Raw genomic sequence first — 21009 nt, forward strand, 5'->3', positions numbered from 1 at the left:
ATCCTTCTGAAATATAAGTTATAGAAACGGTGACCAAGCGGGTGATTTCACCTCGCCCTGCCCCACTGGCAACCGCGCCTTGAAACGGCCATCGACAGATACCGCTGCCAGCACCTGCTTGCCGTTATAAGTGGTGCCATAAATCACCATGGTGCCATTAGGGGCAACGCTGGGTGATTCATCGAGCCGGGTTGAGGTCAACACCTGCATAAAACGCGTCTGCAGATCCATACGGGCAATATTGTATTTGCCGTTGGTTCTGTTGACGAAAATCATACTGCGGCCATCAGGGGTCACAGTACCCCCCAGGTTCCACTCGCCTTCGAATGTCAGGCGGGTCACCTTGCCTGAGGCCAACTCTACCTGATATAGCTGGGGCCTGCCACCCCGCTCGGAGGTGAACAGCAGCGACTTGCCATCGGGGAACCAAGTGGCTTCGGTATCAATGGCATAGTGGTTGGTGATCCGCTTGAGCGCGCCCGTGGCTATCTCTACTACGTAGACCTCAGGTTGACCGTCACGGGACAGAGTCACAGCCAGCTTGCTGCCATCGGGCGAGAAGCTCGGCGAGCCGTTGATGCCGGGGAAGCTGGTAACCTTGGTACGGCTTTGGCTATAGATATCCTGGACGAATACTTCGGCCTTTTTGTTTTCGAAACTGACATAGGCCAGCTTGCGTCCGTCCGGAGACCAGGCAGGAGACATCAAAGGCTCAGGCGAACGCAGCAGCATTTGTTCATTGTAGCCGTCGTAGTCGGCAATCATCAGGCGGTAGGGATTCTTCTCCTGGTGATTAACCACCACATAGGCGATGCGAGTCAAAAAGGCGCCGCGGATCCCGGTCAGCTTCTCGTAGACTATATCGCTGATCCTGTGACCATACTGGCGGAACTGTGCTTCGCTGATAACGGTTTCGCGGCTATCCAGCAGCAGCTCGCTGCGGGGCTGAGGGCCACCGGACTGCATCTGCGCCTTCACCAAGTCCACAAAATCAAAGCTCACCAGATACTTACCGGCGCCATAGGGTTTCACATAGCCCATCACCACGGCTTCGGCAGAAACATTTTTCCAGGCTGCGGCATTGAACTCGTCCATCTTGCTGATGGCGCGCTGACCCAGTGACAATTCATCCAGTGGTTTGAAGGTACCACTGCGGGTCAAATCGGACATCACTACATCCGAAATCGACTCTGGGGCCGGTCCAGTGCCCTGCCAGACAAATGGCACCACGGCGATGGGACGCGCGGCGTCCACCCCTTCGGTGATCACTATATCCAGTGCCGCCCTTGCCGGCAGCACCAGCACAGCCAGCAAACAGATAAGACTCTTGGCAATTCGTTTCATGAGGCTCCCTTAGTTGAATTCCGGTCTGACTTCTAAATTAATCTCTTTCATCAGCTGATACACATCAGGCTCCTGGGAAACCGGCAAACGCCCGGCCTTGTTGATGGCGGCCTTGGCGGCGCGACATACCACAGGATCCCCTTCGATGATCTGGCTGTTGGTGACAAAGCCGTCTTTGGCCAGACGCACCTTGACCTTACAGACTTTACCCCGCATCGACTCATCCACCACCAGATTGCGCTGAATAGTGGCGGTGATCATCGCCCGGTAACGGTCGACTTCACTCATGACCTGACGATTACGGGTAGCAGACAAGGCGGCTTGTTCGGCGGCCAGCGCATCGGCCAACTCCTGCTCCTGACGGCGACGGGCCTCTTCCTCGGCCTTGCGTTTACGCTCGGCTTCCTCTTTGGCCTTACGCTCAGCTTCTTTGCGTTTTCGCTCCTCTTCCGCTTTTTTAGCGGCGGCTTCCTCGGCCTTGCGTTTCTGCTCTGCCTTAAGAGCAGCCTCTTCGGCTTCCTTACGCTGTTGCTCCTTGGCCTTACGCTCGGCTTCCGCTTTCTGGGCCTTTTCTTTCTCCTGCTGCTCTTTCAGCTTGGCAGCCTTGGCAGCATCGGCAGCCTTCTGGGTCTCCAGCTCTTTTTGCTTGCGCTCGACCTCCAACTTGCGGATCCGTTCCTGCTCCTGCTCACGGGCCTTTTTGGCTTCATTGGCCTTGCGATCCAGTTCCTGCTGCCGCTCGCGCTCACGGCGCTCGGCGGCGGCCTTGTCCTGTTTCAGCTTCTGGACATAGTCATCCACTTTCTGCTGATCGACCACCACTGCCTGCACAGGCGCAGACGGAGCCTGTGGTGTCGGCAATTTGGGTTTGTCCTGAAAGTCCACGCCCATGGCCAGAATTGCAATAACCCCGATATGCAGCACAGCTGAGATGATAAAGGGGACAGTAAAATCAGATTTCCCAGCCACTTACTTCTCCTCTGGCGAATCTGTCATCAAACCGACAGAAGGCACGCCGGCATTTTGCAGCGACACCATCAGTTGGATTACCCGCTCGTAGGGAATGGCGCGATCGCCCTTGACCACCACGGGGCGATCCGGCTCCATCTTGATGATGGCGCTAACCCGGGTGCTGATCTCTTCCAGATCCAGCACCTCATTATTGGGTGAGCCACCCAAGTCGAGAAAATACTCACCCTCGGCATTGATGGAGGCCACCACAGGCGGCTTGCTGTCGGCGGGCAGCGGCTCGGCCTTACCCTGAGGCAAGTCCACTTTCACCCCTTGAGTCACAATCGGCGCCGTCACCATAAAGATGATCAGCAGCACCAACATCACGTCGATATAGGGCACCACATTGATTTCAGCGACGGGGCGACGCCGCTTGCGCTGATATCCCTGCATCATACGGCTTCCTTATCGCTGTATGCCTGACGGTGCAATATGCCGGAGAACTCTTCCATAAAGTTGGCGTAGGAAGACTCGACCTTTTCCACCTGAGTGGAGAATCTGTTGTAGGCGATAACCGCTGGAATCGCGGCGAACAAGCCCATGGCGGTAGCGATAAGCGCTTCGGCAATACCCGGTGCCACCATGGCCAGAGTGGCATTTTCCACCGCGCCCAAGGCGATAAAGGAGTTCATGATCCCCCAAACTGTACCAAACAGGCCGATATAGGGACTGGTGGAGCCTATGGTTGCCAAGAGCGGCAGATGGGTTTCCAGCTTATCCAACTCTTTGGAGAGAGAGATTCTCATAGCGCGGTAGCTGCCATCCATAATGGCTTCTGGCACCCGGCCGTTCAGTTTCGACAGGCGGGCGTATTCCTTAAAGCCGGATACGAACATGGACTCAAGCCCTGAGTTACTTTCCTGGCGCGCCGACAGCTCCTGGTACAAACGATTGAGATCCACACCGGACCAAAACTTCTCTTCGAAGCGTTCGGCATTTTGCCTGGCCGCTTTCAGGAGTTTGCGCCTCTGGATTATCACAGCCCAGGACGCGATAGACAGAGACAATAAGGTGAGCATCACCAGTTTTACCAACAGACTGGCCTGCATGAACAATCCAATAAACGAAATCTCAGCTTCCACCTTTTTTAAACTCCTGCAATATGTGTTGGGGAATGGCCAATGGCCGCATGCGCTCGAGCGAAATACAGGCAACCAGAATACTGGCTGCGCAATAACACTCACCCTCGGCATCTACCAGGCGCTGTTCAAACACCAAAGATGCCCGCTTCACTTCTGAGACACGGGTTTCCACCCAAAGGTTCTGCTCAAATCGTGCCGCCTTGCAGAAATCCAGCTCGGCGTGGCGTACCACAAAGGCGATATCCTGCTGCAACAGGGCGGTTTGGCTCACCGACATAGACCTGAGCCACTCACTTCGGGCTCTTTCAAAAAATTTCAAATAGTTGGAATGGTAAACCACCCCACCCGCGTCTGTGTCTTCATAATAGACAGTGATAGGCCAACGAAACATGCTTCCACTTGCTTTTAATGCGCCAAAAGTGAGGCCTACTATACCTTATCCACAATCCGCTTGTGAATGGCGGAAAAAGCAAAGGGGCCCGCAGGCCCCAGTTTATTTTTTCAAGGCTTAACTTAAGCTTAACCGTCGATTTTGCTCGGCAGGGTCAAGCCAAAGTTGTGCCACAGGAAGGTGAAGATATCCGCCGCTTCATCTATCTTCATCGCTGTGGGTTTACCGGCGCCGTGACCGGCATTGGACTCGATACGCATGATAACCGGCTGATCCCCCTGCTGCTTGGCCTGCATCATGGCGGCAAACTTGAAGCTGTGCAGCGGCACCACCCTGTCGTCATGATCGGCTGTCATCACCATGGTCGCAGGATAAGCCTGAGACTTGACGTTGTGATATGGAGAGTAAGCCAGCAACGCCGGGAACTGCTCGGCATTGTCGGCACTGCCGTATTCACTGGTCCAGGCCCAGCCTATGGTGAACTTGTGGAATCTGAGCATATCCAGTACCCCAACGGCGGGCAGCACGGCGGCAAACAGATCCGGTCTTTGGGTCACGGCGGCGCCCATCAACAAACCACCGTTACTGCGGCCATAGGCGCCAAGCTTGCTCTTGTTGGTATAGCCCTGGTCCAGCAGGTATTCGGCAGCGGCAAAATAGTCGTCAAACACATTTTGCTTCTTGTCGAACATACCGGCCTGGTGCCAGCTCTCACCATATTCGGCGCCGCCACGCAGGCTGGGCACAGCATAGATGCCGCCCATATCCAGCCAGGCGATATTGGCCGGGCTGAATCTTGGGGTCATGGAGATGGCAAAACCACCATAGGCATACAGGAGTGTCGGGTTGGTGCCGTCTTTCTTCAGCCCTTTCTTGTATGACAGCATCATGGGCACCTTGGTACCGTCCTTGCTGGTGTAGAACACCTGCTCGGATACATAATCATCCGGATTGAAGGCGATTTTAGGGCTCTGGTACAGCTCGGACTCACCTGTCTTGAAGTCAAACTTATAGGTGGTCTGCGGCTGCACATAGCTGTTGAAGGTGTAATAGAAGTAGTCTTTGCTGCGCTTGCCGTATGGGCCGGCAATCTTGCCTTTGCCCGGCAAAGTCACGTCCTGGCGCTTGACGCCACCCATGGAGTAGATGGACAGCTGTCCCAGCACATCATGCAGTGAGCTCACCACCAGATGATCATTGATGATACCAACACTGGCGATAGGATCCTTTGTCTCAGGGATCACTGTCTTCCAGTCTTTTTTGGCCGGACGGCGCAAATCTATGGCAATCACTTTGCCGTTGGGGGCATCGAGATCTGTCTTGAAATAGAACACTGACTTGTCGTTGCCGATAAAGCTGTACTCGGCTTCCAAGTCGGAAATCAGCTCGACCACTTCCGCTTTGGGATCTTTGAGTGACTTATAGAAGAAGCGGTTGCGGCTGTCGGTTCCCTGGGAGATAGACAGCAGCAGATAGTCGCCGTCTTCAGAGACACCGATTCCAAAGCCCCAGTCCTTGTTTTGTGGCCTTTCATAAACCAGCTTGTCCTGGCTCTGATCTGTGCCCAGCTTATGGTAGTAAACCTTTTGGTTGAAGTTGACATCGGCCATCTTGTCTCCGCCGGCCGGGGCATCATAGCGGGCATAGAATACGCCTTCGTTGGCATGATCCCACACGGCAGAGGAGAATTTGATCCACTCCAGTTTGTCGCTGAGCAGCTTGCCGCTGGCAATATCCATAAACTGCCACTGTTGCCAGTCGGAGCCGGACTCGGAGACACCATAGGCCAGCACCTTGCCATCGTCACTCACTGACACGCCGGACAGGGCAACTGTGCCCTTGTCAGAGAAAGCGTTGGGATCCAGCAACACCTTCTCATTCCCCTGCTTGTCTTTGACATAAAGCACTGACTGGGCCTGCAGGCCGTCGTTGCGGTAATAGAAGGTATTGTCACCCTTTTCAAAGGGGGCGGAGATTTTTTCGTAGTTCCACAGGGTGGTGATCCTGTCGACTACCGCCTGCTTGTTGGGGATAGCCGACAGATATTCCTGTCCAAAAGCTTGCTGAGCCTTGACCCAGGCTTCGGTTTCCGGAGTGCTTTCTTCCAGGTGGCGATAAGGATCGGCAACCTGAACACCGTGAATGTTTTCAACCAGCACTTCGGCGCGGGTCGCCGGATACTGGGACTTAACGGCAGCCAGCGAGCTCTGGCCATTTGGGGTATCTGTGCTCTGGCAGGCGCCGAGCGCCAGGCTCAAGCCTACAGCCAACAGCATAGGGCGAGCCAATTTTGTAGTTATTGTCATGGAAACTTCCTGTCCGACTAAATAAAGAGGCGTACAGCGGCGTTTTAGCAAAAAATGCAAACGCAGCGACTTGCAAAGTACTATACAAGCAAAAAAAACCGACACAATCGTCAAATGACAATCTGTGCAAGGATTGAACAATGACAAATGTTAATAAAACGGCAACAAGGATTAATTATATAAATTGCAGATTTATGCATCCACATTGAGTAAAGAAGCGAAACACGGGCTACAAGTGCATTTACGTGACCTGCATCACCTTTGTGACATTAGTTTTACTTATCTCATGACGTAGTTTTTCTCGCTTGTTGCTGACACATTCTGTCACTAAAATGTGCCTCGTTTTCAGGAAGTATTTACCCCGGTAAATATGAAAACCAAGAACTTCAAAACTGTTGTGTAGTTTTCATGGCAGTTTTCCCTGGTTCTTATGCTTGACTTCCTTCCTTCAATTTGTTGATTGCAATGATTTAATTTTTGCGGCCCGCTTGTTTCAAGTGGGCTTTTTTTTATGTTTTAATCGCCACCTTTCCCAAAGACAACAAGGACCCGTATGTCACTGCTGCGTATATTGCTTGCTTACCTGTTACTGCTGGTCGGCGCTTTTTCAACTTATGTCTGTATTTTTGGTGCCTTCCAGAGCCTGCCGGAGCAACAACCGGCAAAATACTTTATGGTTATCTTCGGTGCCTTGCTGGCGGCTGTCAGCCTCACCCTCGCCGGTTTTCTCAACCGCCGCCGTAACTGGTGCCGCTCCAGCGGTATCGCCTTGTTGGCGGCAGCAGGTTTAGCGCTTCTGATCATAGTGTCCGATGCATCATACAGAGACACGGCCCAGTTGCCGCCGATGATCGCCTTAAACGATTATACGGTCGGTGGGCCCGTGGTTATTTTGGTGCTGATACTCGGCGGCTTGCTGCTGTGGCAAGGTCTCAAGCAGGCCCGAAAGCCAGTAGAAGAACTCAGTAAAGAGACTGAGTAATCAAGGCGTTGCTCTGAGCGGGACATTAGCCAAGCGCCAAAGTCAGCCGATGTAACCCCACAGGGGCTTAGAGCGTTAAGCTGTGTTACTCTCGAGTCACCTGCAATCATTGCCGTGAGCAACACAGAAGCCATGGCAAACTTTGATGTTTTATCTTGTGCCGCGCGCTCTTATACAGTGGCGCCAGCCGCAAACAGGGGTGATAGATAAATGGCTCATGAACTGGATACTCTGGATCTCAATCTGATGCGCCTACTTAAGGCGGTTGTCGACAATCGCAGTATCAAGTTGGCCGCCATGCAACTTGGGATCTCTCAGCCCAGCGCCAGCCGGGGTGTAATGCGCCTGAAGCAAACCTTCCAGGATCCCCTGTTTGTCCGTAAACCCCATGGTGTAGAGCCCTCTCCCATGGCGCTGCGCCTGGCAGAAGAGTTTGACAATATTCTGGCCCCTATCGAGAAAGTCCTGCTGGAGTTCGAAGACTTCAGCGCCGACACCTATACAGGGCAAATAGCCATAGTGACAGATCCTTACCTGATGGATGAACAGGGACAAAGATTGCTGCAAAGCTGTCACCGGGCCTTTCCCAAAGCCAGCTTCACCTTTTCCAGCTGGAACGGTTACAGCCATGATGAGATGCTCGAAGGCATACATGACTATTGTATTTTGGATCAGGAAACCGAGCTGTCCAAGGATATCTATATGCGGCCGCTGTTCACCGAGAAACGGGTGATCCTGGCACGCAAAAATCATCCGCTGCTCGGCGATGAAAATGATTGGCAGACAGTGTCCACGCTGCCGATAGTCTCCCTGCCTGCACCGGCCTCCTACAATCCGCAATGCACTGTGGAGTCAGAGTATCAGCGTATGGGTTATCAGCCCCATGTGCTGCTCAAGTCCTACAATCTTAGGGTCGCCTGCCAGATGTTGCTGGAAACCGACGCCATCATGTACGCCAGTCAAGGCACTGCCAGGTTGATGCCGGAGCTGGCCTCCTTCCCCATGCCCCAGGTCAATCGGGAGTTCAGCCACTTCGTGGTGTCCGGCGGCTTTTTGCAGACCTACCGTAATCACCCGCTGCACCGGCATCTTCACAAGGTAATGCAAGACACCTTTCGGCCATCGCAAGCGTCTGTCCAGACTGAAACAGATATTCAAAATTGAATATCTCAATTACCTACCAACCCAAAAATTGACCGGTTAACCTAGTGGCGTAAGTTTGGAATTGCTACTTAATTTTGTTGTTACTCCGTTTTTCATCACTTATCTGGCCAGATAGTTCCGGGTGTAATGCGCAATTCTCCGTTATGCATATTTTTAATTTCATGTAGAAGGTGAATTATGATCCTTGCACGCGTATTTCTATTGTTTGCGATTTCCGCCGAAGTGGCGGGTACCAGTACCATGAACCTGCTGGGACCCGAAGGCTCAATCTGGGGCTACCTGTTGATGTACCTCTTGATTGGTGTGTCCTACTTCTTTTTATCACTGGCGGCGAAGAAGATTGCCATAGGCGTGGCTTATGCGGTTTGGGAAGGTTTGGGCATAGCCCTGATCACCCTGGTATCCATGCTGCTGTTTGACTCCAGGCTCAACCCGCAGGAGCTTGCCGGACTGGCCTTGGCCATCCTGGGTATAGTGTTGGTGACTCTGGGGGAGAGCCATGAAGGTGATAAAACCAAAGTTCAGGATACCGGCTTGGGAGCAAACAGCACCGCCGGTAACCTGTAACGGAGGCGAACATGAACCAGTTTCTGACGCTCTCCTTTGGCTATGTGGTGCTGGCCGCCTTGATTGATATTGCCGCCAATATGGCGCTCACCCGCTCCAATGGGTTCAAGCGTAAATTATGGGGCGCACTGGCAATCCTGCTGGTGCTGAGCGCTTTTACTCTGCTGGCACAGGCAGTGAAAGAGATAGACTTGGCGATCGCCTACGCCTCCTGGGGCGCCATAGGCATTTTGGGAACGGCTATCGGCGGCGCCTTGCTGTTCAAACAAAGACTCAAGCCCATAGGCTGGGTCGGCATAGCCGTGGTTATCGCCGCGGTTATCACCATGAAAACCGCCTAAGAGCAGAAGGAATAAGTAAGGTCGAAATAAGCAAAAAGGCGCCCGAGGGCGCCTTTCTTATGCTCACTCTTTTATTAAAAACAATAAAGAGTTGTGCTCACTAAAGGGACTTATTTGGTACCGAAGATCTTGTCACCGGCATCACCCAGACCAGGCAGGATATAGCCCTTATCGTTCAGGCACTTATCGACAGACGCCGTGTAGAGTTCGATATCAGGATGCGCCTCTTCCAGTGCCTTGACGCCTTCAGGAGCCGCAACCAACACCAGCGCCTTGATATGCTTACAACCACGCTTTTTCAGCAAGTCTATGGTGCAAATCATGGAGCCGCCGGTCGCCAGCATAGGGTCAACTACCAGTGCCAAGCGCTCTTCCATATCACTGGCGAGCTTCTCGAAATAAGGCACAGGCTCCAGGGTTTCTTCATCACGGTAAACACCGACGACAGAAATGCGGGCACTGGGAATGTTCTCCAGCACGCCGTCCATCATGCCAAGACCGGCACGCAGAATAGGCACTACAGTCACCTTCTTGCCTTTAATCTGCTCCACTTCAACGGGACCGTTCCAGCCCTCAATGGTCACAGTTTCGGTTTCCAAACCTGCGGTTGCCTCGTAGGTTAACAGGCTGCCAACCTCGGCGGCGAGCTCACGAAAACGCTTGGTGCTGATCTCAGCTTCGCGCATCAAACCGATTTTGTGGCGTACCAGCGGGTGTTTAACCTCGACAACTTTCATTCTTTTTCTCCTGATCTTGCGGGCGGGACGAGCAATCAGACTGGCGGCTCCCGGCGTGCAGAGCACAAACCAGCCGGATTTGGGCAAATTTCTGAGATTTTAGTTGATTTGTTCCGGCGGTAAAACAGAAAGTTTTATAAATCTGGTAAATCGTGACTTATATCCCTATGAATAAAGTGCAATCTTGGCTTTCGACCCCCCCGGCAAACTGCTAGAATAGCGCCGCATAAAATCCATAACGATGTACCCGAGAGGATCAAGTGAGTACCCCTACCCCACTGAGCTATAAAGACGCCGGTGTCGATATCGATGCAGGCAACGCACTCGTCAATAACATCAAGTCCGTAGTCAAACGCACTCACCGTCCTGAAGTCATGGGCAACCTGGGTGGTTTTGGCGCCCTGTGTGAACTGCCAACCAAATACAAGCACCCTGTGCTGGTTTCCGGTACCGATGGCGTGGGCACCAAGCTGCGCCTGGCCATTGACTTCAAAAAGCATGACACTGTCGGTATCGACCTGGTGGCCATGTGTGTCAACGACCTGCTGGTACAAGGCGCCGAGCCGCTGTTTTTCCTCGACTACTATGCTACCGGCAAGCTGGACGTCAATGTGGCGACCGATGTGGTCACAGGTATCGGCGAAGGCTGCTTCCAATCCGGTTGTGCCCTGATCGGTGGTGAAACTGCCGAAATGCCCGGCATGTACGAAGGCGCTGACTATGATCTGGCCGGTTTTTGTGTCGGTGTGGTGGAGAAAGAAGCCATCATCGACGGCAGCAAGGTACAGGCCGGTGATGCACTGATAGCCCTGGGCTCCAGTGGTCCTCATTCCAACGGTTACTCACTGATCCGTAAAGTCCTGGAAGTCAGCCAGGCCGACCCACAGCAAGATCTGGACGGCAAGCCGCTTATCGATCACCTGCTGGAACCGACCCGCATCTATGTCAAACCTTTGCTGGAACTGCTGGAAAAACACCCGGTTCACGCCATGGTACACATCACAGGCGGCGGTTTCTGGGAAAACATTCCAAGGGTACTGCCAGAAGGCGCCAAGGCCGTTATCCAGGGCGAGTCCTGGCAGTGGCCCAGCGTATTCAACTGGCTCAAGCAAGCCGGTAATATCACAGAACATGAAATGTACCGCACCTTTAACTGTGGTGTCGGTATGATAGTTGCCCTGCCTCAGGCCGAAGCCGCCGCCGCCATTGAGCTACTCAAGGCCAAAGGTGAAAACGCCTGGCAGATAGGCACTATCGCCAATCGTAATCAACAAGAAGAGCAAGTGGAGATCCTTTAATGCAGGAGAGTTGTCGCATATTGGTAATGATTTCGGGCAATGGCAGTAATTTGCAGGCTGTTATCGACAGCTGTGATAGCAAGATGCCAGGGCGCGTGGTCGGGGTGATCAGCAACAAGGCCGATGCCTATGGTCTGATCCGGGCCCATCATGCCGAAATAGACACCAGTTGCGTCATCGCCCGCAAAGAAGAGTCCCGCGCCCAATACGATGCCAGACTGCAGGCGGCTATCGACAGATATCAGCCCGACCTCATCGTATTGGCCGGCTTTATGCGTATTCTCAGTGATGAGCTGGTCAGCCGTTACCAGGGCAAGATGCTCAATATCCACCCGTCACTGCTGCCCAAGTATCCTGGATTGGATACCCACAAGCGCGCCATCGAAGCCGGTGACAGCGAACATGGCGCCAGTGTTCATTTCGTTATCCCGGCACTGGACAGTGGCCCGGTGATTTTGCAGGCCAAGGTACCTGTGTTTGCCGATGACACAGTGGAAACTCTGGCGGCCAGGGTGCACGAGCAGGAACACGCCATCTACCCGATAGTGGTGCGCTGGTTCTGCCAGGGTCGGCTGAAGATGGTTGACGGTAAGGCCTGGCTCGACGATGAAGCCATTGGCCCCAACGGCTACGCCCCGGACTGATCTCTGAGTAAACTTAGATTGATTAATTCAGCAAAAAGGAGCCATACGGCTCCTTTTTTCATTACAACAATGGCTATTACGGCTGTGGCGCAAGCTTGCTTCTTCCCTTAATTTACCCGGATATGACGCTCCGTTACCGGCTTTTTACAGCGGCCAATTGTAATTTTATGACCAATGGCGTTAGATAGGGGCAGTTATCAGGACAGAACGAGACGCGCATGAAGAATATTATCTGCGATATAGACGGCGTGCTGATGCACGACAACAAGTTAATCCCCGGCAGTGACAAGTTTATCGCCCGGGTACTGGAACAGGGAAACCCCTTGGTTATCTTGACCAACTATCCGGTACAAACGGGCAAAGATCTGCAAAACCGCCTCGGCGCCGCCGGGCTGCATATTCCCGAAGAGTGCTTCTATACCTCGGCCATGGCGACCGCCGACTTTCTCAAGCACCAGGAAGGCAGCAAGGCGTTTGTCATAGGTGAAGGTGCCCTCACCCACGAGCTTTACAAGGCCGGCTTTACCATTACCGATATCAACCCCGACTTTGTTATCGTCGGCGAAACCCGCTCCTACAATTGGGACATGATCCACAAGGCCGCCCGCTTTGTTGCCGCCGGCGCCCGTTTTATTGCCACCAACCCGGATACCCATGGCCCGGCTTATAGTCCCGCCTGTGGCGCTCTCTGTGCGCCTATTGAGAGAATAAGCGGTCGCAAGCCCTTCTACGTGGGTAAACCCAGCAGTTGGATCATCCGCTCGGCCCTGAACCATATAGATGGTCATTCAGAAAATACCGTGATTATCGGCGATAACATGCGTACCGATATTCTGGCCGGTTTTCAGGCCGGACTGGAAACCATACTGGTCACCAGTGGGGTCAGCAAGCTGGAAGACATAGAGAAAGAGCCCTTCCGACCCAACCATGTCTTTGCCTGCGCCGCCGACATAGATGTGATCTGAAACCATTGGTAACATTCCTTTTACCGCCTCCGCTTGTATCGGGGGCGTTTTTTCGTCCATGATAGCGCACGGGCAAGGGCAAAGCCTTTGCCACTCCATACCTGACAATAAAAGCAACAACAGGATCCGTTATGCGCTTGATGATCCCCCTGTGTACCCTGGCACTCTTGAGTGCCTGCAGCCAAAACAATACTGCCGACGACCCCATCCGCGTTGTCAGCTTCAATGAACAAGAGTTTCGCCAGGACATCCAAACCCTGGCCTCGGATGAATTTGAAGGCCGGGCGCCGACAACCCGCGGCGAGCAGCTGACTCTGGACTATCTCAGCCAGGCCTTTGCCGATATGGGGCTTGAGCCCGGTTCCAACGGCAGCTTTTTGCAAAAAGTGCCCATGGTGAGCTATACCGCCAGTGAAACCCAGGCAATACAGCTGGCCGGTATCGATTTTCAATATCCCCAAGATCTGGTGCTCGGCAGTCGCCATGATGTTAAACGCGTCGATATCACCAACGCGCCGCTGGTGTTTGTCGGTTACGGTATCAACGCCCCCGAGTACGACTGGAACGACTACCAGGGCCTGGACATGAAGGGCAAAATCGCCCTTATTCTGGTGAATGACCCGGGCTTTGCCCGCCCGGATCTCGGTAAATTCAACGGTAAGGCAATGACCTATTACGGCCGCTGGACCTACAAGTATGAAGAAGCCAGCCGTCAGGGCGCATTGGGCGCCATTATCATTCACGACACGGCTCCTGCCGCTTATCCCTGGTCTGTGGTGGAAAACAGCTGGACCGGCCCACAACAGGATCTGGCCTCGGATTCCGGCAACGAGCGAGTGGCAGTAGAAGGCTGGATAACCCTGGATGCCGCCAAAAAAGTGTTTGCCAAGGCCGGGCTTGAACTGGACAGCGCCATCAGCCGCGCAGCCCACGGTCCACTGCAACTGACGCTGGGGCAAACCGCCAGCATAGGTTTCGATAACAAGGCCGAGTATGGCGACAGCTACAATGTGGTTGCCACTCTGCCGGGCAGCAGCCGCGCCAATGAGCATATTCTGTTTACCGGCCACTGGGATCATTTGGGCATGAGCAGTTCGGCCGAAGGCGACAGGGTATTCAATGGCGCCATGGACAACGCCTCCGGCATCGCCGGCATGCTGGCCATCGCCCGTGAGTTTGCCGCCGACGCCAAGGCTGGCAAGCGCCTCAAGCGTTCGCTGACTTTTATCGCCACCACAGGCGAAGAGCAAGGTCTGCTGGGATCACGTTTCTATGCCGCCCAACCGGCGTACCCTTTGGAAAACACCATAGGGGTGATTAATCTCGACAGCACCAATATCTATGGCCGCACTAAAGACTTCACCATAGTGGGCAAAGGCAAGTCTGAGCTGGAGCGTTATCTGGAAGCCGCGCTCAAGACTCAGGGCCGCTATGCCACAGCAGAGAAACACCCCGAGTCCGGCGGTTTCTTCCGCTCGGATCACTTCAGTTTTGCCCAGTATGGCGTACCTGCGGTATTTGCCGGTGGCGGCAGCGAACCTGTGGATCAGGCCACCGCTGACTACAAAGCAGCAATGAAGCAGCAGATGAAAGGCTGCTATCACAACCTCTGTGATGAGTATCATGCCAACTGGGATCTCTCCGGTGCGCTGGAAGATCTCGCCGTGTACTACAAGGCCGCTAAAGGCTTGGCGGATTCTGCCGACCGCCCGGGTTATTTCAAGGGCACAGAGTTTTATAGCCTGCGGCCGGAAACCGGCGTTGCTCCGGCGATTTAACCAGACACATTTCCCCATCCCCAAAGGCGCCTCCGGCGCCTTTTTGCGTTGTTTTCCGGGCAGATAAATCAATCGCCGATAAAAGCAGCGGCTTTGGGAAAGTGCCAATTTGCACGCTGTTACAGCGAGCTAAAATGCAGATCTTTCACCAATTAGGCGATTAAATTGTTTAACCCTCAAAAAAACAGGTCACAAAGCGCATCATAATTTGCAAATTCAGCCATTTTTATGATTTATATTCAAAAATAACGCTTGGCTTTTGAGAATTCTACAGGCAAAGTGAAGCCATTGCTGAAGAAACACCAAGTTTGGAGTCTTACCATGTGTTCAATTTTTGCCATTCTCGATATCCAGTCTGACGCCGCCGCTCTGAGAAGCACTGCGCTGGAGATGTCCAAACTGATGCGCCACCGCGGACCGGACTGGTCGGGTATTCATACCACTCCAAGAGCGATTCTCGCCCATGAGCGGCTGGCCATTGTCGATATCGAACACGGCGCCCAGCCGCTGTTATCTGAAGATGGCCAGTTGGTATTGGCAGTCAACGGTGAAATCTACAACCACAAAGAACTCAAGGCCGAGCTCGGCGACAAGTACAGCTACCAGACCAACTCGGATTGCGAAGTGATCCTGGCGTTGTATCAGGAATATGGCTGCGACTTTCTCGATAAGCTCAACGGTATTTTTGCCTTCGTCCTCTACGACAAGGCCAAGGACTGCTACCTCGTAGGCCGGGATCACATGGGGATCATCCCGCTTTACACCGGCCGCGATACCAGTGGCAACTTCTATGTCGCCTCTGAGATGAAGGCACTGGTTCCCGTATGTAAAACTGTGGAAGTATTCAGCCCCGGGCATTACCTCTTCAGTGAAGATGACGCGCCGGTGCAATACTATCAGCGTGACTGGCGCGACTATGAAGCGGTAGCCCAAAACAGCGCCTCTAGCGAAGAGCTGCGCGAAGCGTTGGAAGCCGCGGTAAAGCGCCAGTTGATGTCAGATGTGCCCTATGGCGTTTTGCTATCTGGCGGGCTGGACTCCTCGGTGATTTCCGCCATAACCCAAACTTTTGCCAAACGCCGTATTGAAGACAACGATGCCTCCGATGCCTGGTGGCCACAGCTGCACTCCTTTGCCGTGGGCCTGAAAGGGGCGCCGGATCTGGCGGCGGCACAAAAGGTCGCCGATGCCATAGGCACCATACACCATGAGCTGCACTTCACCTTCCAAGAAGGCCTGGATGCCATCAAGGAGGTGATTTATCACCTGGAAACCTATGATGTCACCACCATACGCGCTGCAACCCCCATGTATTTGATGGCGCGCAAGATCAAGGCTATGGGGATCAAGATGGTGCTCTCGGGCGAAGGAGCCGATGAACTGTTCGGCGGTTACCTCTATTTCCACAAGGCACCAAACGCCCGCGCCTTCCATGAGGAACTGGTGCGTAAACTCGACAAGCTGCACCTGTACGACTGCCTGCGGGCCAACAAGGCCATGGCAGCCTGGGGCCTGGAAGCCCGGGTACCTTTCCTCGACAAGGAGTTTATGGACGTGGCCATGCGCCTGAACCCGGAAGCCAAGATGTCGCGAGATGGCCGGATTGAAAAGCATATCCTGCGTGAAGCCTTCGAGCATAAGCTCCCGGCCGAAGTCGCCTGGCGCCAGAAAGAGCAGTTCAGTGACGGTGTGGGTTACTCCTGGATTGACGGCCTGAAAGAACATGCCGCCGCCCAGGTGGAGGATAAAGAGCTGGCCAACGCCCGTTTCCGCTTCCCGCACAACACGCCGGAAACCAAGGAGGCCTACTTCTATCGCTGTTTCTTTGAAGAGCACTTCCCGCTGGAGTCGGCAGCACTGACTGTACCGGGTGGTAAATCGGTTGCCTGCTCTACCCCGGAAGCGTTGGCCTGGGATGAGAGCCTGTCAGGCATCATAGATCCTTCCGGCCGAGCGGTGCGCTCTGTGCACACCGCATCTTATTGAGATTAAGTAAAAACAACAAAGGCGCCGAATGGCGCCTTTATTCATTAGCGGGCATCAAAACTTAAATTCGCTTCTGAGCCGCTTTATTTGCTTTGAGCTTGTTCACTTGCGCCTTGTTCTCATCACTCTAAGCCCGGCCGTTGCTTGGTCACGCTCAACTTGCCGTTGCCGGCAGCGCTCGAGAATAGCCTGCCGCTCGCTGTCAGTTGCCTGATGCCAGGCAAGAATTTCTTCCAGCGTCCTGAAACATCCCAGGCAAACATCCTGCAGGTCCAGGCAGCAGTGACGAATACAGGGAGAGTCCACCCTGTTACTGCGCTTTGGTTGCCCGGACATATTGGCTTCCTAGCTGCCGCGTTTAAGGTAGCTTGGCTGATGCAGCTCAGTAACCTCAAGCGATACACTGTCAACTTTGGCCGCTATTGGCTCCAGTGCGGCAAATACGCTTTGGGTCAGGGCTTGCTTTTGCTCATCGGTGCGTCCCGGCATAATGGCCAAACGAACATGGATAAAGCTTTGAGCGCTGTCCTCCCCAACCAAGAAATGTTCACAGGCATGCGCCCTACTCTTGATGGCAGATGGTGTGAACAAGCCTGAGTCGATGGCACCTTGGTGCACCGCCTGAACCAGCTTGGCAATCGACAACTGCTGCGCCAGGGGCGCCGAATACTCAATAATACAGTGAGGCATAATCCTTCCTTGTTAAAGGCAGAAGCATCTGGGTTTATTCAGACCAGACGGCATACTCATTTTGGCTCGGGCAACGAAAATGAAAGCGCCGGCCACCGGGAAAACTGAAAATATCTTTGCAGATCTCACCGCCATGAGTCTTGACGGCCTCCAGGCTGGCGTTCAGATCATTTGAGTAAATCACCAACAAGGGGCTGCCGTTGAGGGTATCAAAGCTCAGTGATGAGCGAAAAAAACCGCCATCGATCCCGGCCTGGGTAAAGCAGCTGTAGTCCGGGCCATAGTCAACAAAGCCCCAACCAAACACCGCCTGAAAAAACGCCTTGGTGGCTTCCAGCTCCCGGGCGGGAAGTTCAAGATAATTAATCCTATGATGTAACGCCATGGCTTTCCTCCCGCCGCTTGGGCGACTTGATTGCTGTGATACTTAAGTACTTAATACTTTGGGCGGCTGAAACTTGGACCGGGGCTATCGCTCAAGCAGGCTTGTCATAGTTATAGCAAGCGCTGCAGCGTTACACTGGCCAGCCCTATCAGACCGCCAAAGACACCGCCCCAGACAACCAACCAGCCAAGGTGGGTCTTGATCATCTGCTGCACCATCTCCTTGACCAACTGCGGCGTTAACTCGGCCAGCCGCTGCTCGACAATATCCTGAATTTGGCTACGCATATCTGCCATCACCCCGGGCTGTTCCAGTTCGCCCTTGAGCAGCTCGTAAAAATCATCGCTCTTGGCAATATCTGCCAGAGATTGCTGCATCTTTTCGATAAAGGGTTGCTTGAGTGGGGTGAGCGCTTCTTCACCGCCAAACATGGATAACATACCACCCAATGAAGATTGGGCAACCGTGGCCACCAAGGCATCGAAGGCTGGAGCCAAGTCCACCTTGCCGATAACGCCGGACAGATCCAGGCTCTGTTTGTCGGAGCGGGTCGACAGGAAACGGTCTATGTTGGCCTCAGAGAAGAACTGCTCCATCATCAACTCGCTGATAGCTTGCTTGAACTGTTCGAAACGAGCCGGGATCACCCCTGAACCATAGAGACCCGGTACTTTTTCAAACAACATATGCACCGCCAGCCAGTTGGTAATGGCGCCGGATACGGCAAACAGGCCGATGTTGAATAACACATCAGAGTGCATGCCATAGCCGGTAAGCATAATAGCCAGCGCCAAGAGGTTGGTAACGGCGCTCTTGTCGAGCACAGGTGTCTGTTGTACTGCTGTTTTCAATCTGAAATCCCCTGAAATTAAAACCCGCTAATGGTAGCAAACAGGGGGCAGCAGATTAAAGTAGTGCGTGATACAGACCTTGCTCTGTGCCATCTGTCTCGACTTGTTGAGACAGCTCGCCAAATTCACGCTTGACCGCCAGCACCTTGGCATCCTGCGCCAAAGTTCGGGCTCGGCAAGTCAGCTCTTTGGCAATGCCCTGACCACGGTAATCGGGCAATACGAAAAGATCATCCAGATACCATAAAGGCTTTAGCAACAAGGAGGAGAATGAAGGAAAGACCTGAGTGAAGGCCACCGGATAATCACCCTCGGTGGCGATGAAGATCATCGAATCGTTTTCCAGTAAGCGGGCCCGTAAAAATTCACGGCAACGACTCAGATCCGAGCCCTGCCCCAGTTCCTGCCGATACTCGTCAAACAGCAGGACCAGCTGTTCCAAATCCATTTCAGTAGCCAAACGTATTTGCATTTTTCATCCCTGAATACAAGTTGAAATTTTACTATTTGCCAGAGGCAAAACGACAATAAACTCCTTAAACAACGCAAGGTTAACATAGAAAAGCTGCTCTGGCAGCAGCTTTAATCGCCCTCCCCATGCCAGTTCCCGTTCATGCCTATCCCGGTAGCCGTTTTCAACGAGCACACAAACCCAAGCGGATTTCGCCATATTGACCGGCGATAACAACTGCCCCCCGCCATTAAGCAAGTCCCCCGGCCACACCAAGGCTCCTAAATAGTTCCCCCGGCCATCAAGCACTGAAACCGGCAATTTAAGCGAGGCAATCAATTGGAATATTGCTCATATGATTTGCCGGGCACAGTTGTTTTCATGGCGAATTATGTTGTCAACCCCCACAAAATCAGGGTTTTATAACCTTTGCTAAAAACTTGACCTTTGGCTAATTGTTTTCAAATTAAGTGCTGGGTATTGTATAACCAATTCAAATGCTTAGCTTTAGCTTTTTCTTAAGCGAAAGCTCTGCGACAACGATACTTTTCCGTTTGTAACGGTATTCAGGGACGAACAGCATGATGTCGCGCCCGTGCGGTAGCTATGGCTTTACTTAACGCTTTTTGTAGAGCTTGGGTTTTAGGGTCCTTGGTTTTAAGGCACTTAGTTTTAAGGCGCTTGGTTGCAGGGCTTGAAGCGCTCATGGTAAGCGCCTCAGAACTGATTTTCTATACAGTATTATTGCCGTTCCAGGAAAAATGCTGGGAATTTGTAGCTAAGTTTGCGCGTTATTTCTGTAACATTTTAGAAAATAGCATCAACTTCATAAAGTTAAAAAATGCAGCGGGTAGATAGTAGGTTTGGAAACCGCGCATGCGCGTTTAGCTGCAAGGAATATTAAGACTAAACTATTTTATATCCAGCTAATTCAAACAGATAGCGGTGCGCGTTTATACTACTCCGAGGACTAAAACGCGCATGCGTGCTATATAGCTGTTATGCGACAAGGAGGAACTATGGATATCTCATACCCGAAGTTAGACTCAGATTGGGTTACTACCACTTACGGAGCGTCATATAATGAGGACATCCGTTTTCCACATGGCACAATATTCTATGCAGTTAGATCTGATGATAGCATGAGGTTTGCCTATGTTAGAAACGGTAGTCTTTATGATGGTAACGGTAATAAGTGTAAGTCAAATGGTATGTCATTGATTAGCTCTTTAGTTGATAGTGACAAACGAAAAGTAACGTGGACATGTGGGCAGTTAAAGGTGGTTTTGCCTGACAGTAAACTACATATCGACGCAGATTATTATCGTTCAAATTTTAAGGTTCGAGGCATCGCATAACAAACATTTAAGAGTGATTCAGCACGCTTGGCAATTTGGGTTTGGGTCAAATTTAGTGATTAAGGTGTTCAATTTGAGTGTTGTGGTTGCGTGCTTCACACCTTAATTTAGCGTTAGGCTTATCAGAGGAAATGTCTCAATAATGAACGATGAATTAGCTCAAGTCTTCGGGTATGAGAGTGCAGAAGATTACAAGCGCTCGATGGCGGAACGTGAAGAATTGCATACCAAATCGGAAAAGCTCTACGGCAAACAACCGAACGAATGGCCAACAATAACAATTAATTGGGATTATCGCCCTGAATCTCAGCGATATTGCTTTGACGGTTTAAGTAAGTCTGAATTTGATGAATTTTACCCAAATGGACTAGTTTTAGGGCATATGCCTCTAAAAGAGTTTGATAGATATTTGTGCCATTTTAGTCGTAGAGATGGAGATGAACTTTGGAAAGTTGGCAGTCAATCTAAGTTGGCAAAAATGATTGTATATTTATCTGAGGGTAAACCAATCACGCCACCAGTCATAAAGCCTGTTGAAAATAGTGAAGTCATTTTCCAAGGCGGGCATCATCGCTATGCTGTTGCAAAAGCTATTGGGCTTGGAGAAATTCCCATCTATGCGTACAGAGAGAGCGTCGACGAATTAAATAGGTTCATGAACATACGTTGGGCATAAGC

General features: G+C 52.4%; 23 protein-coding genes. 10 read left to right on the forward strand and 13 right to left on the reverse strand.

Going from position 1 to position 21009, the window contains the following annotated elements; all coding sequences use genetic code 11:
• Positions 1-18 precede the first annotated feature (18 nt).
• The 6 genes from tolB to ACF8D4_RS18705 form a co-directional block, all read right to left on the reverse strand.
• A complete protein-coding gene (tolB, locus tag ACF8D4_RS18680; protein WP_392466169.1) occupies positions 19-1344 on the reverse strand; it encodes a Tol-Pal system beta propeller repeat protein TolB in 1326 nt (441 codons plus the stop codon).
• Positions 1345-1353: 9 nt separating this feature from the next.
• On the reverse strand, positions 1354-2313 hold the full coding sequence (tolA, locus tag ACF8D4_RS18685) for a cell envelope integrity protein TolA (RefSeq protein WP_167716628.1): 960 nt from the start codon (positions 2311-2313) through the stop codon (positions 1354-1356).
• The gene (tolR, locus tag ACF8D4_RS18690) at positions 2314-2751 is read right to left on the reverse strand and encodes a protein TolR (RefSeq protein ID WP_025011954.1); all 438 of its coding nucleotides are present in this window, start codon (positions 2749-2751) and stop codon (positions 2314-2316) included.
• Positions 2748-3437, reverse strand: coding sequence for a protein TolQ (gene tolQ / locus ACF8D4_RS18695; RefSeq protein WP_025011953.1), 690 nt, complete (start codon positions 3435-3437; stop codon positions 2748-2750). Before tolQ ends, tolR begins: the two co-directional genes overlap by 4 nt.
• The gene (ybgC, locus tag ACF8D4_RS18700; RefSeq protein ID WP_025011952.1) at positions 3427-3828 is read right to left on the reverse strand and encodes a tol-pal system-associated acyl-CoA thioesterase; all 402 of its coding nucleotides are present in this window, start codon (positions 3826-3828) and stop codon (positions 3427-3429) included. The genes tolQ and ybgC overlap by 11 nt, the downstream gene beginning before the upstream one ends.
• 128 nt (positions 3829-3956) lie before the next feature.
• Positions 3957-6134, reverse strand: coding sequence for a prolyl oligopeptidase family protein (locus tag ACF8D4_RS18705; protein WP_208193251.1), 2178 nt, complete (start codon positions 6132-6134; stop codon positions 3957-3959).
• Positions 6135-6687: 553 nt separating this feature from the next.
• On the opposite strand from ACF8D4_RS18705, the gene ACF8D4_RS18710 reads away from it, so the two are divergent.
• The 4 genes from ACF8D4_RS18710 to ACF8D4_RS18725 all read left to right on the forward strand — a co-directional run bounded on the left by ACF8D4_RS18710 (position 6688) and on the right by ACF8D4_RS18725 (position 9188).
• Positions 6688-7116 (forward strand): hypothetical protein, encoded by a 429-nt coding sequence (locus ACF8D4_RS18710; RefSeq protein ID WP_044734659.1) that lies wholly within the window; start codon positions 6688-6690, stop codon positions 7114-7116.
• A gap of 210 nt (positions 7117-7326) precedes the next feature.
• Positions 7327-8280 (forward strand): LysR family transcriptional regulator, encoded by a 954-nt coding sequence (locus ACF8D4_RS18715; protein WP_071237973.1) that lies wholly within the window; start codon positions 7327-7329, stop codon positions 8278-8280.
• A 177-nt stretch (positions 8281-8457) separates the two neighbouring features.
• Positions 8458-8847, forward strand: coding sequence for an SMR family transporter (locus ACF8D4_RS18720; RefSeq protein WP_025011949.1), 390 nt, complete (start codon positions 8458-8460; stop codon positions 8845-8847).
• A gap of 11 nt (positions 8848-8858) precedes the next feature.
• On the forward strand, positions 8859-9188 hold the full coding sequence (locus tag ACF8D4_RS18725; RefSeq protein ID WP_028781645.1) for an SMR family transporter: 330 nt from the start codon (positions 8859-8861) through the stop codon (positions 9186-9188).
• Positions 9189-9298: 110 nt separating this feature from the next.
• Here the strand turns inward: ACF8D4_RS18725 and upp are convergent, their stop codons facing one another.
• On the reverse strand, positions 9299-9925 hold the full coding sequence (gene upp, locus ACF8D4_RS18730; RefSeq protein WP_028781646.1) for a uracil phosphoribosyltransferase: 627 nt from the start codon (positions 9923-9925) through the stop codon (positions 9299-9301).
• Between the two features lie 260 nt (positions 9926-10185).
• On the opposite strand from upp, the gene purM reads away from it, so the two are divergent.
• The 5 genes from purM to asnB all read left to right on the forward strand — a co-directional run bounded on the left by purM (position 10186) and on the right by asnB (position 16596).
• Positions 10186-11223 carry a phosphoribosylformylglycinamidine cyclo-ligase gene (gene purM, locus ACF8D4_RS18735; RefSeq protein WP_109248715.1) on the forward strand — a complete coding sequence of 346 codons (1038 nt, stop codon included), beginning with the start codon at positions 10186-10188 and terminating at the stop codon, positions 11221-11223.
• Positions 11223-11867 (forward strand): phosphoribosylglycinamide formyltransferase, encoded by a 645-nt coding sequence (purN, locus tag ACF8D4_RS18740; protein ID WP_025011947.1) that lies wholly within the window; start codon positions 11223-11225, stop codon positions 11865-11867. The genes purM and purN overlap by 1 nt, the downstream gene beginning before the upstream one ends.
• Positions 11868-12085: 218 nt before the next feature.
• Positions 12086-12832 carry an HAD-IIA family hydrolase gene (locus tag ACF8D4_RS18745; RefSeq protein WP_025889385.1) on the forward strand — a complete coding sequence of 249 codons (747 nt, stop codon included), beginning with the start codon at positions 12086-12088 and terminating at the stop codon, positions 12830-12832.
• Between the two features lie 131 nt (positions 12833-12963).
• Complete coding sequence (locus ACF8D4_RS18750) at positions 12964-14610, forward strand: M28 family metallopeptidase (protein WP_392466175.1); 1647 nt, start codon at positions 12964-12966, stop codon at positions 14608-14610.
• A gap of 321 nt (positions 14611-14931) precedes the next feature.
• Complete coding sequence (gene asnB, locus ACF8D4_RS18755; protein WP_144128446.1) at positions 14932-16596, forward strand: asparagine synthase B; 1665 nt, start codon at positions 14932-14934, stop codon at positions 16594-16596.
• Positions 16597-16698: 102 nt separating this feature from the next.
• Here the strand turns inward: asnB and ACF8D4_RS18760 are convergent, their stop codons facing one another.
• From ACF8D4_RS18760 to ACF8D4_RS18785, 6 genes are all read right to left on the reverse strand, one after another.
• A complete protein-coding gene (locus ACF8D4_RS18760) occupies positions 16699-16932 on the reverse strand; it encodes a DUF1289 domain-containing protein (RefSeq protein WP_208149668.1) in 234 nt (77 codons plus the stop codon).
• A gap of 9 nt (positions 16933-16941) precedes the next feature.
• Positions 16942-17286: a 5-carboxymethyl-2-hydroxymuconate Delta-isomerase gene (locus tag ACF8D4_RS18765; protein ID WP_221058878.1), complete on the reverse strand. Its 345-nt coding sequence runs from the start codon at positions 17284-17286 to the stop codon at positions 16942-16944.
• Between the two features lie 34 nt (positions 17287-17320).
• Positions 17321-17671: a VOC family protein gene (locus ACF8D4_RS18770; protein ID WP_025011943.1), complete on the reverse strand. Its 351-nt coding sequence runs from the start codon at positions 17669-17671 to the stop codon at positions 17321-17323.
• A gap of 110 nt (positions 17672-17781) precedes the next feature.
• Positions 17782-18450, reverse strand: a complete 669-nt coding sequence (locus ACF8D4_RS18775) for a hypothetical protein (RefSeq protein WP_044735846.1) — start codon at positions 18448-18450, stop codon at positions 17782-17784.
• Positions 18451-18577: 127 nt separating this feature from the next.
• Positions 18578-18994: a GNAT family N-acetyltransferase gene (locus tag ACF8D4_RS18780; RefSeq protein WP_025011941.1), complete on the reverse strand. Its 417-nt coding sequence runs from the start codon at positions 18992-18994 to the stop codon at positions 18578-18580.
• Positions 18995-18997: 3 nt separating this feature from the next.
• Positions 18998-19312, reverse strand: coding sequence for a hypothetical protein (locus tag ACF8D4_RS18785; RefSeq protein ID WP_071237967.1), 315 nt, complete (start codon positions 19310-19312; stop codon positions 18998-19000).
• 1161 nt (positions 19313-20473) lie between these two features.
• On the opposite strand from ACF8D4_RS18785, the gene ACF8D4_RS18790 reads away from it, so the two are divergent.
• Positions 20474-21007, forward strand: a complete 534-nt coding sequence (locus ACF8D4_RS18790) for a hypothetical protein (RefSeq protein ID WP_011080376.1) — start codon at positions 20474-20476, stop codon at positions 21005-21007.
• Positions 21008-21009 lie beyond the last annotated feature (2 nt).

Source organism: Shewanella sp. YQ_9 (assembly GCF_043103185.1).
Taxonomy (GTDB): Bacteria; Pseudomonadota; Gammaproteobacteria; order Enterobacterales; family Shewanellaceae; genus Shewanella; species Shewanella algae.

Excerpts from the sequence above, each read along its gene's own strand:
- asnB (WP_144128446.1), top strand. The coding sequence starts at position 14,932 with ATGTGTTCAATTTTTGCCATTCTCGATATCCAGTCTGACGCCGCCGCT.
- ACF8D4_RS18775 (WP_044735846.1), bottom strand. The coding sequence starts at position 18,450 with ATGCTTACCGGCTATGGCATGCACTCTGATGTGTTATTCAACATCGGC.
- ACF8D4_RS18715 (WP_071237973.1), top strand. The coding sequence starts at position 7,327 with ATGGCTCATGAACTGGATACTCTGGATCTCAATCTGATGCGCCTACTT.
- ACF8D4_RS18780 (WP_025011941.1), bottom strand. The coding sequence starts at position 18,994 with ATGCAAATACGTTTGGCTACTGAAATGGATTTGGAACAGCTGGTCCTG.
- ACF8D4_RS18770 (WP_025011943.1), bottom strand. The coding sequence starts at position 17,671 with ATGGCGTTACATCATAGGATTAATTATCTTGAACTTCCCGCCCGGGAG.
- upp (WP_028781646.1), bottom strand. The coding sequence starts at position 9,925 with ATGAAAGTTGTCGAGGTTAAACACCCGCTGGTACGCCACAAAATCGGT.
- tolR (WP_025011954.1), bottom strand. The coding sequence starts at position 2,751 with ATGATGCAGGGATATCAGCGCAAGCGGCGTCGCCCCGTCGCTGAAATC.
- ACF8D4_RS18725 (WP_028781645.1), top strand. The coding sequence starts at position 8,859 with ATGAACCAGTTTCTGACGCTCTCCTTTGGCTATGTGGTGCTGGCCGCC.
- ACF8D4_RS18720 (WP_025011949.1), top strand. The coding sequence starts at position 8,458 with ATGATCCTTGCACGCGTATTTCTATTGTTTGCGATTTCCGCCGAAGTG.
- ACF8D4_RS18710 (WP_044734659.1), top strand. The coding sequence starts at position 6,688 with ATGTCACTGCTGCGTATATTGCTTGCTTACCTGTTACTGCTGGTCGGC.
- tolB (WP_392466169.1), bottom strand. The coding sequence starts at position 1,344 with ATGAAACGAATTGCCAAGAGTCTTATCTGTTTGCTGGCTGTGCTGGTG.
- ACF8D4_RS18790 (WP_011080376.1), top strand. The coding sequence starts at position 20,474 with ATGAACGATGAATTAGCTCAAGTCTTCGGGTATGAGAGTGCAGAAGAT.
- ACF8D4_RS18765 (WP_221058878.1), bottom strand. The coding sequence starts at position 17,286 with ATGCCTCACTGTATTATTGAGTATTCGGCGCCCCTGGCGCAGCAGTTG.
- purN (WP_025011947.1), top strand. The coding sequence starts at position 11,223 with ATGCAGGAGAGTTGTCGCATATTGGTAATGATTTCGGGCAATGGCAGT.
- ACF8D4_RS18760 (WP_208149668.1), bottom strand. The coding sequence starts at position 16,932 with ATGTCCGGGCAACCAAAGCGCAGTAACAGGGTGGACTCTCCCTGTATT.
- ACF8D4_RS18745 (WP_025889385.1), top strand. The coding sequence starts at position 12,086 with ATGAAGAATATTATCTGCGATATAGACGGCGTGCTGATGCACGACAAC.
- ACF8D4_RS18705 (WP_208193251.1), bottom strand. The coding sequence starts at position 6,134 with ATGACAATAACTACAAAATTGGCTCGCCCTATGCTGTTGGCTGTAGGC.
- ybgC (WP_025011952.1), bottom strand. The coding sequence starts at position 3,828 with ATGTTTCGTTGGCCTATCACTGTCTATTATGAAGACACAGACGCGGGT.
- ACF8D4_RS18750 (WP_392466175.1), top strand. The coding sequence starts at position 12,964 with ATGCGCTTGATGATCCCCCTGTGTACCCTGGCACTCTTGAGTGCCTGC.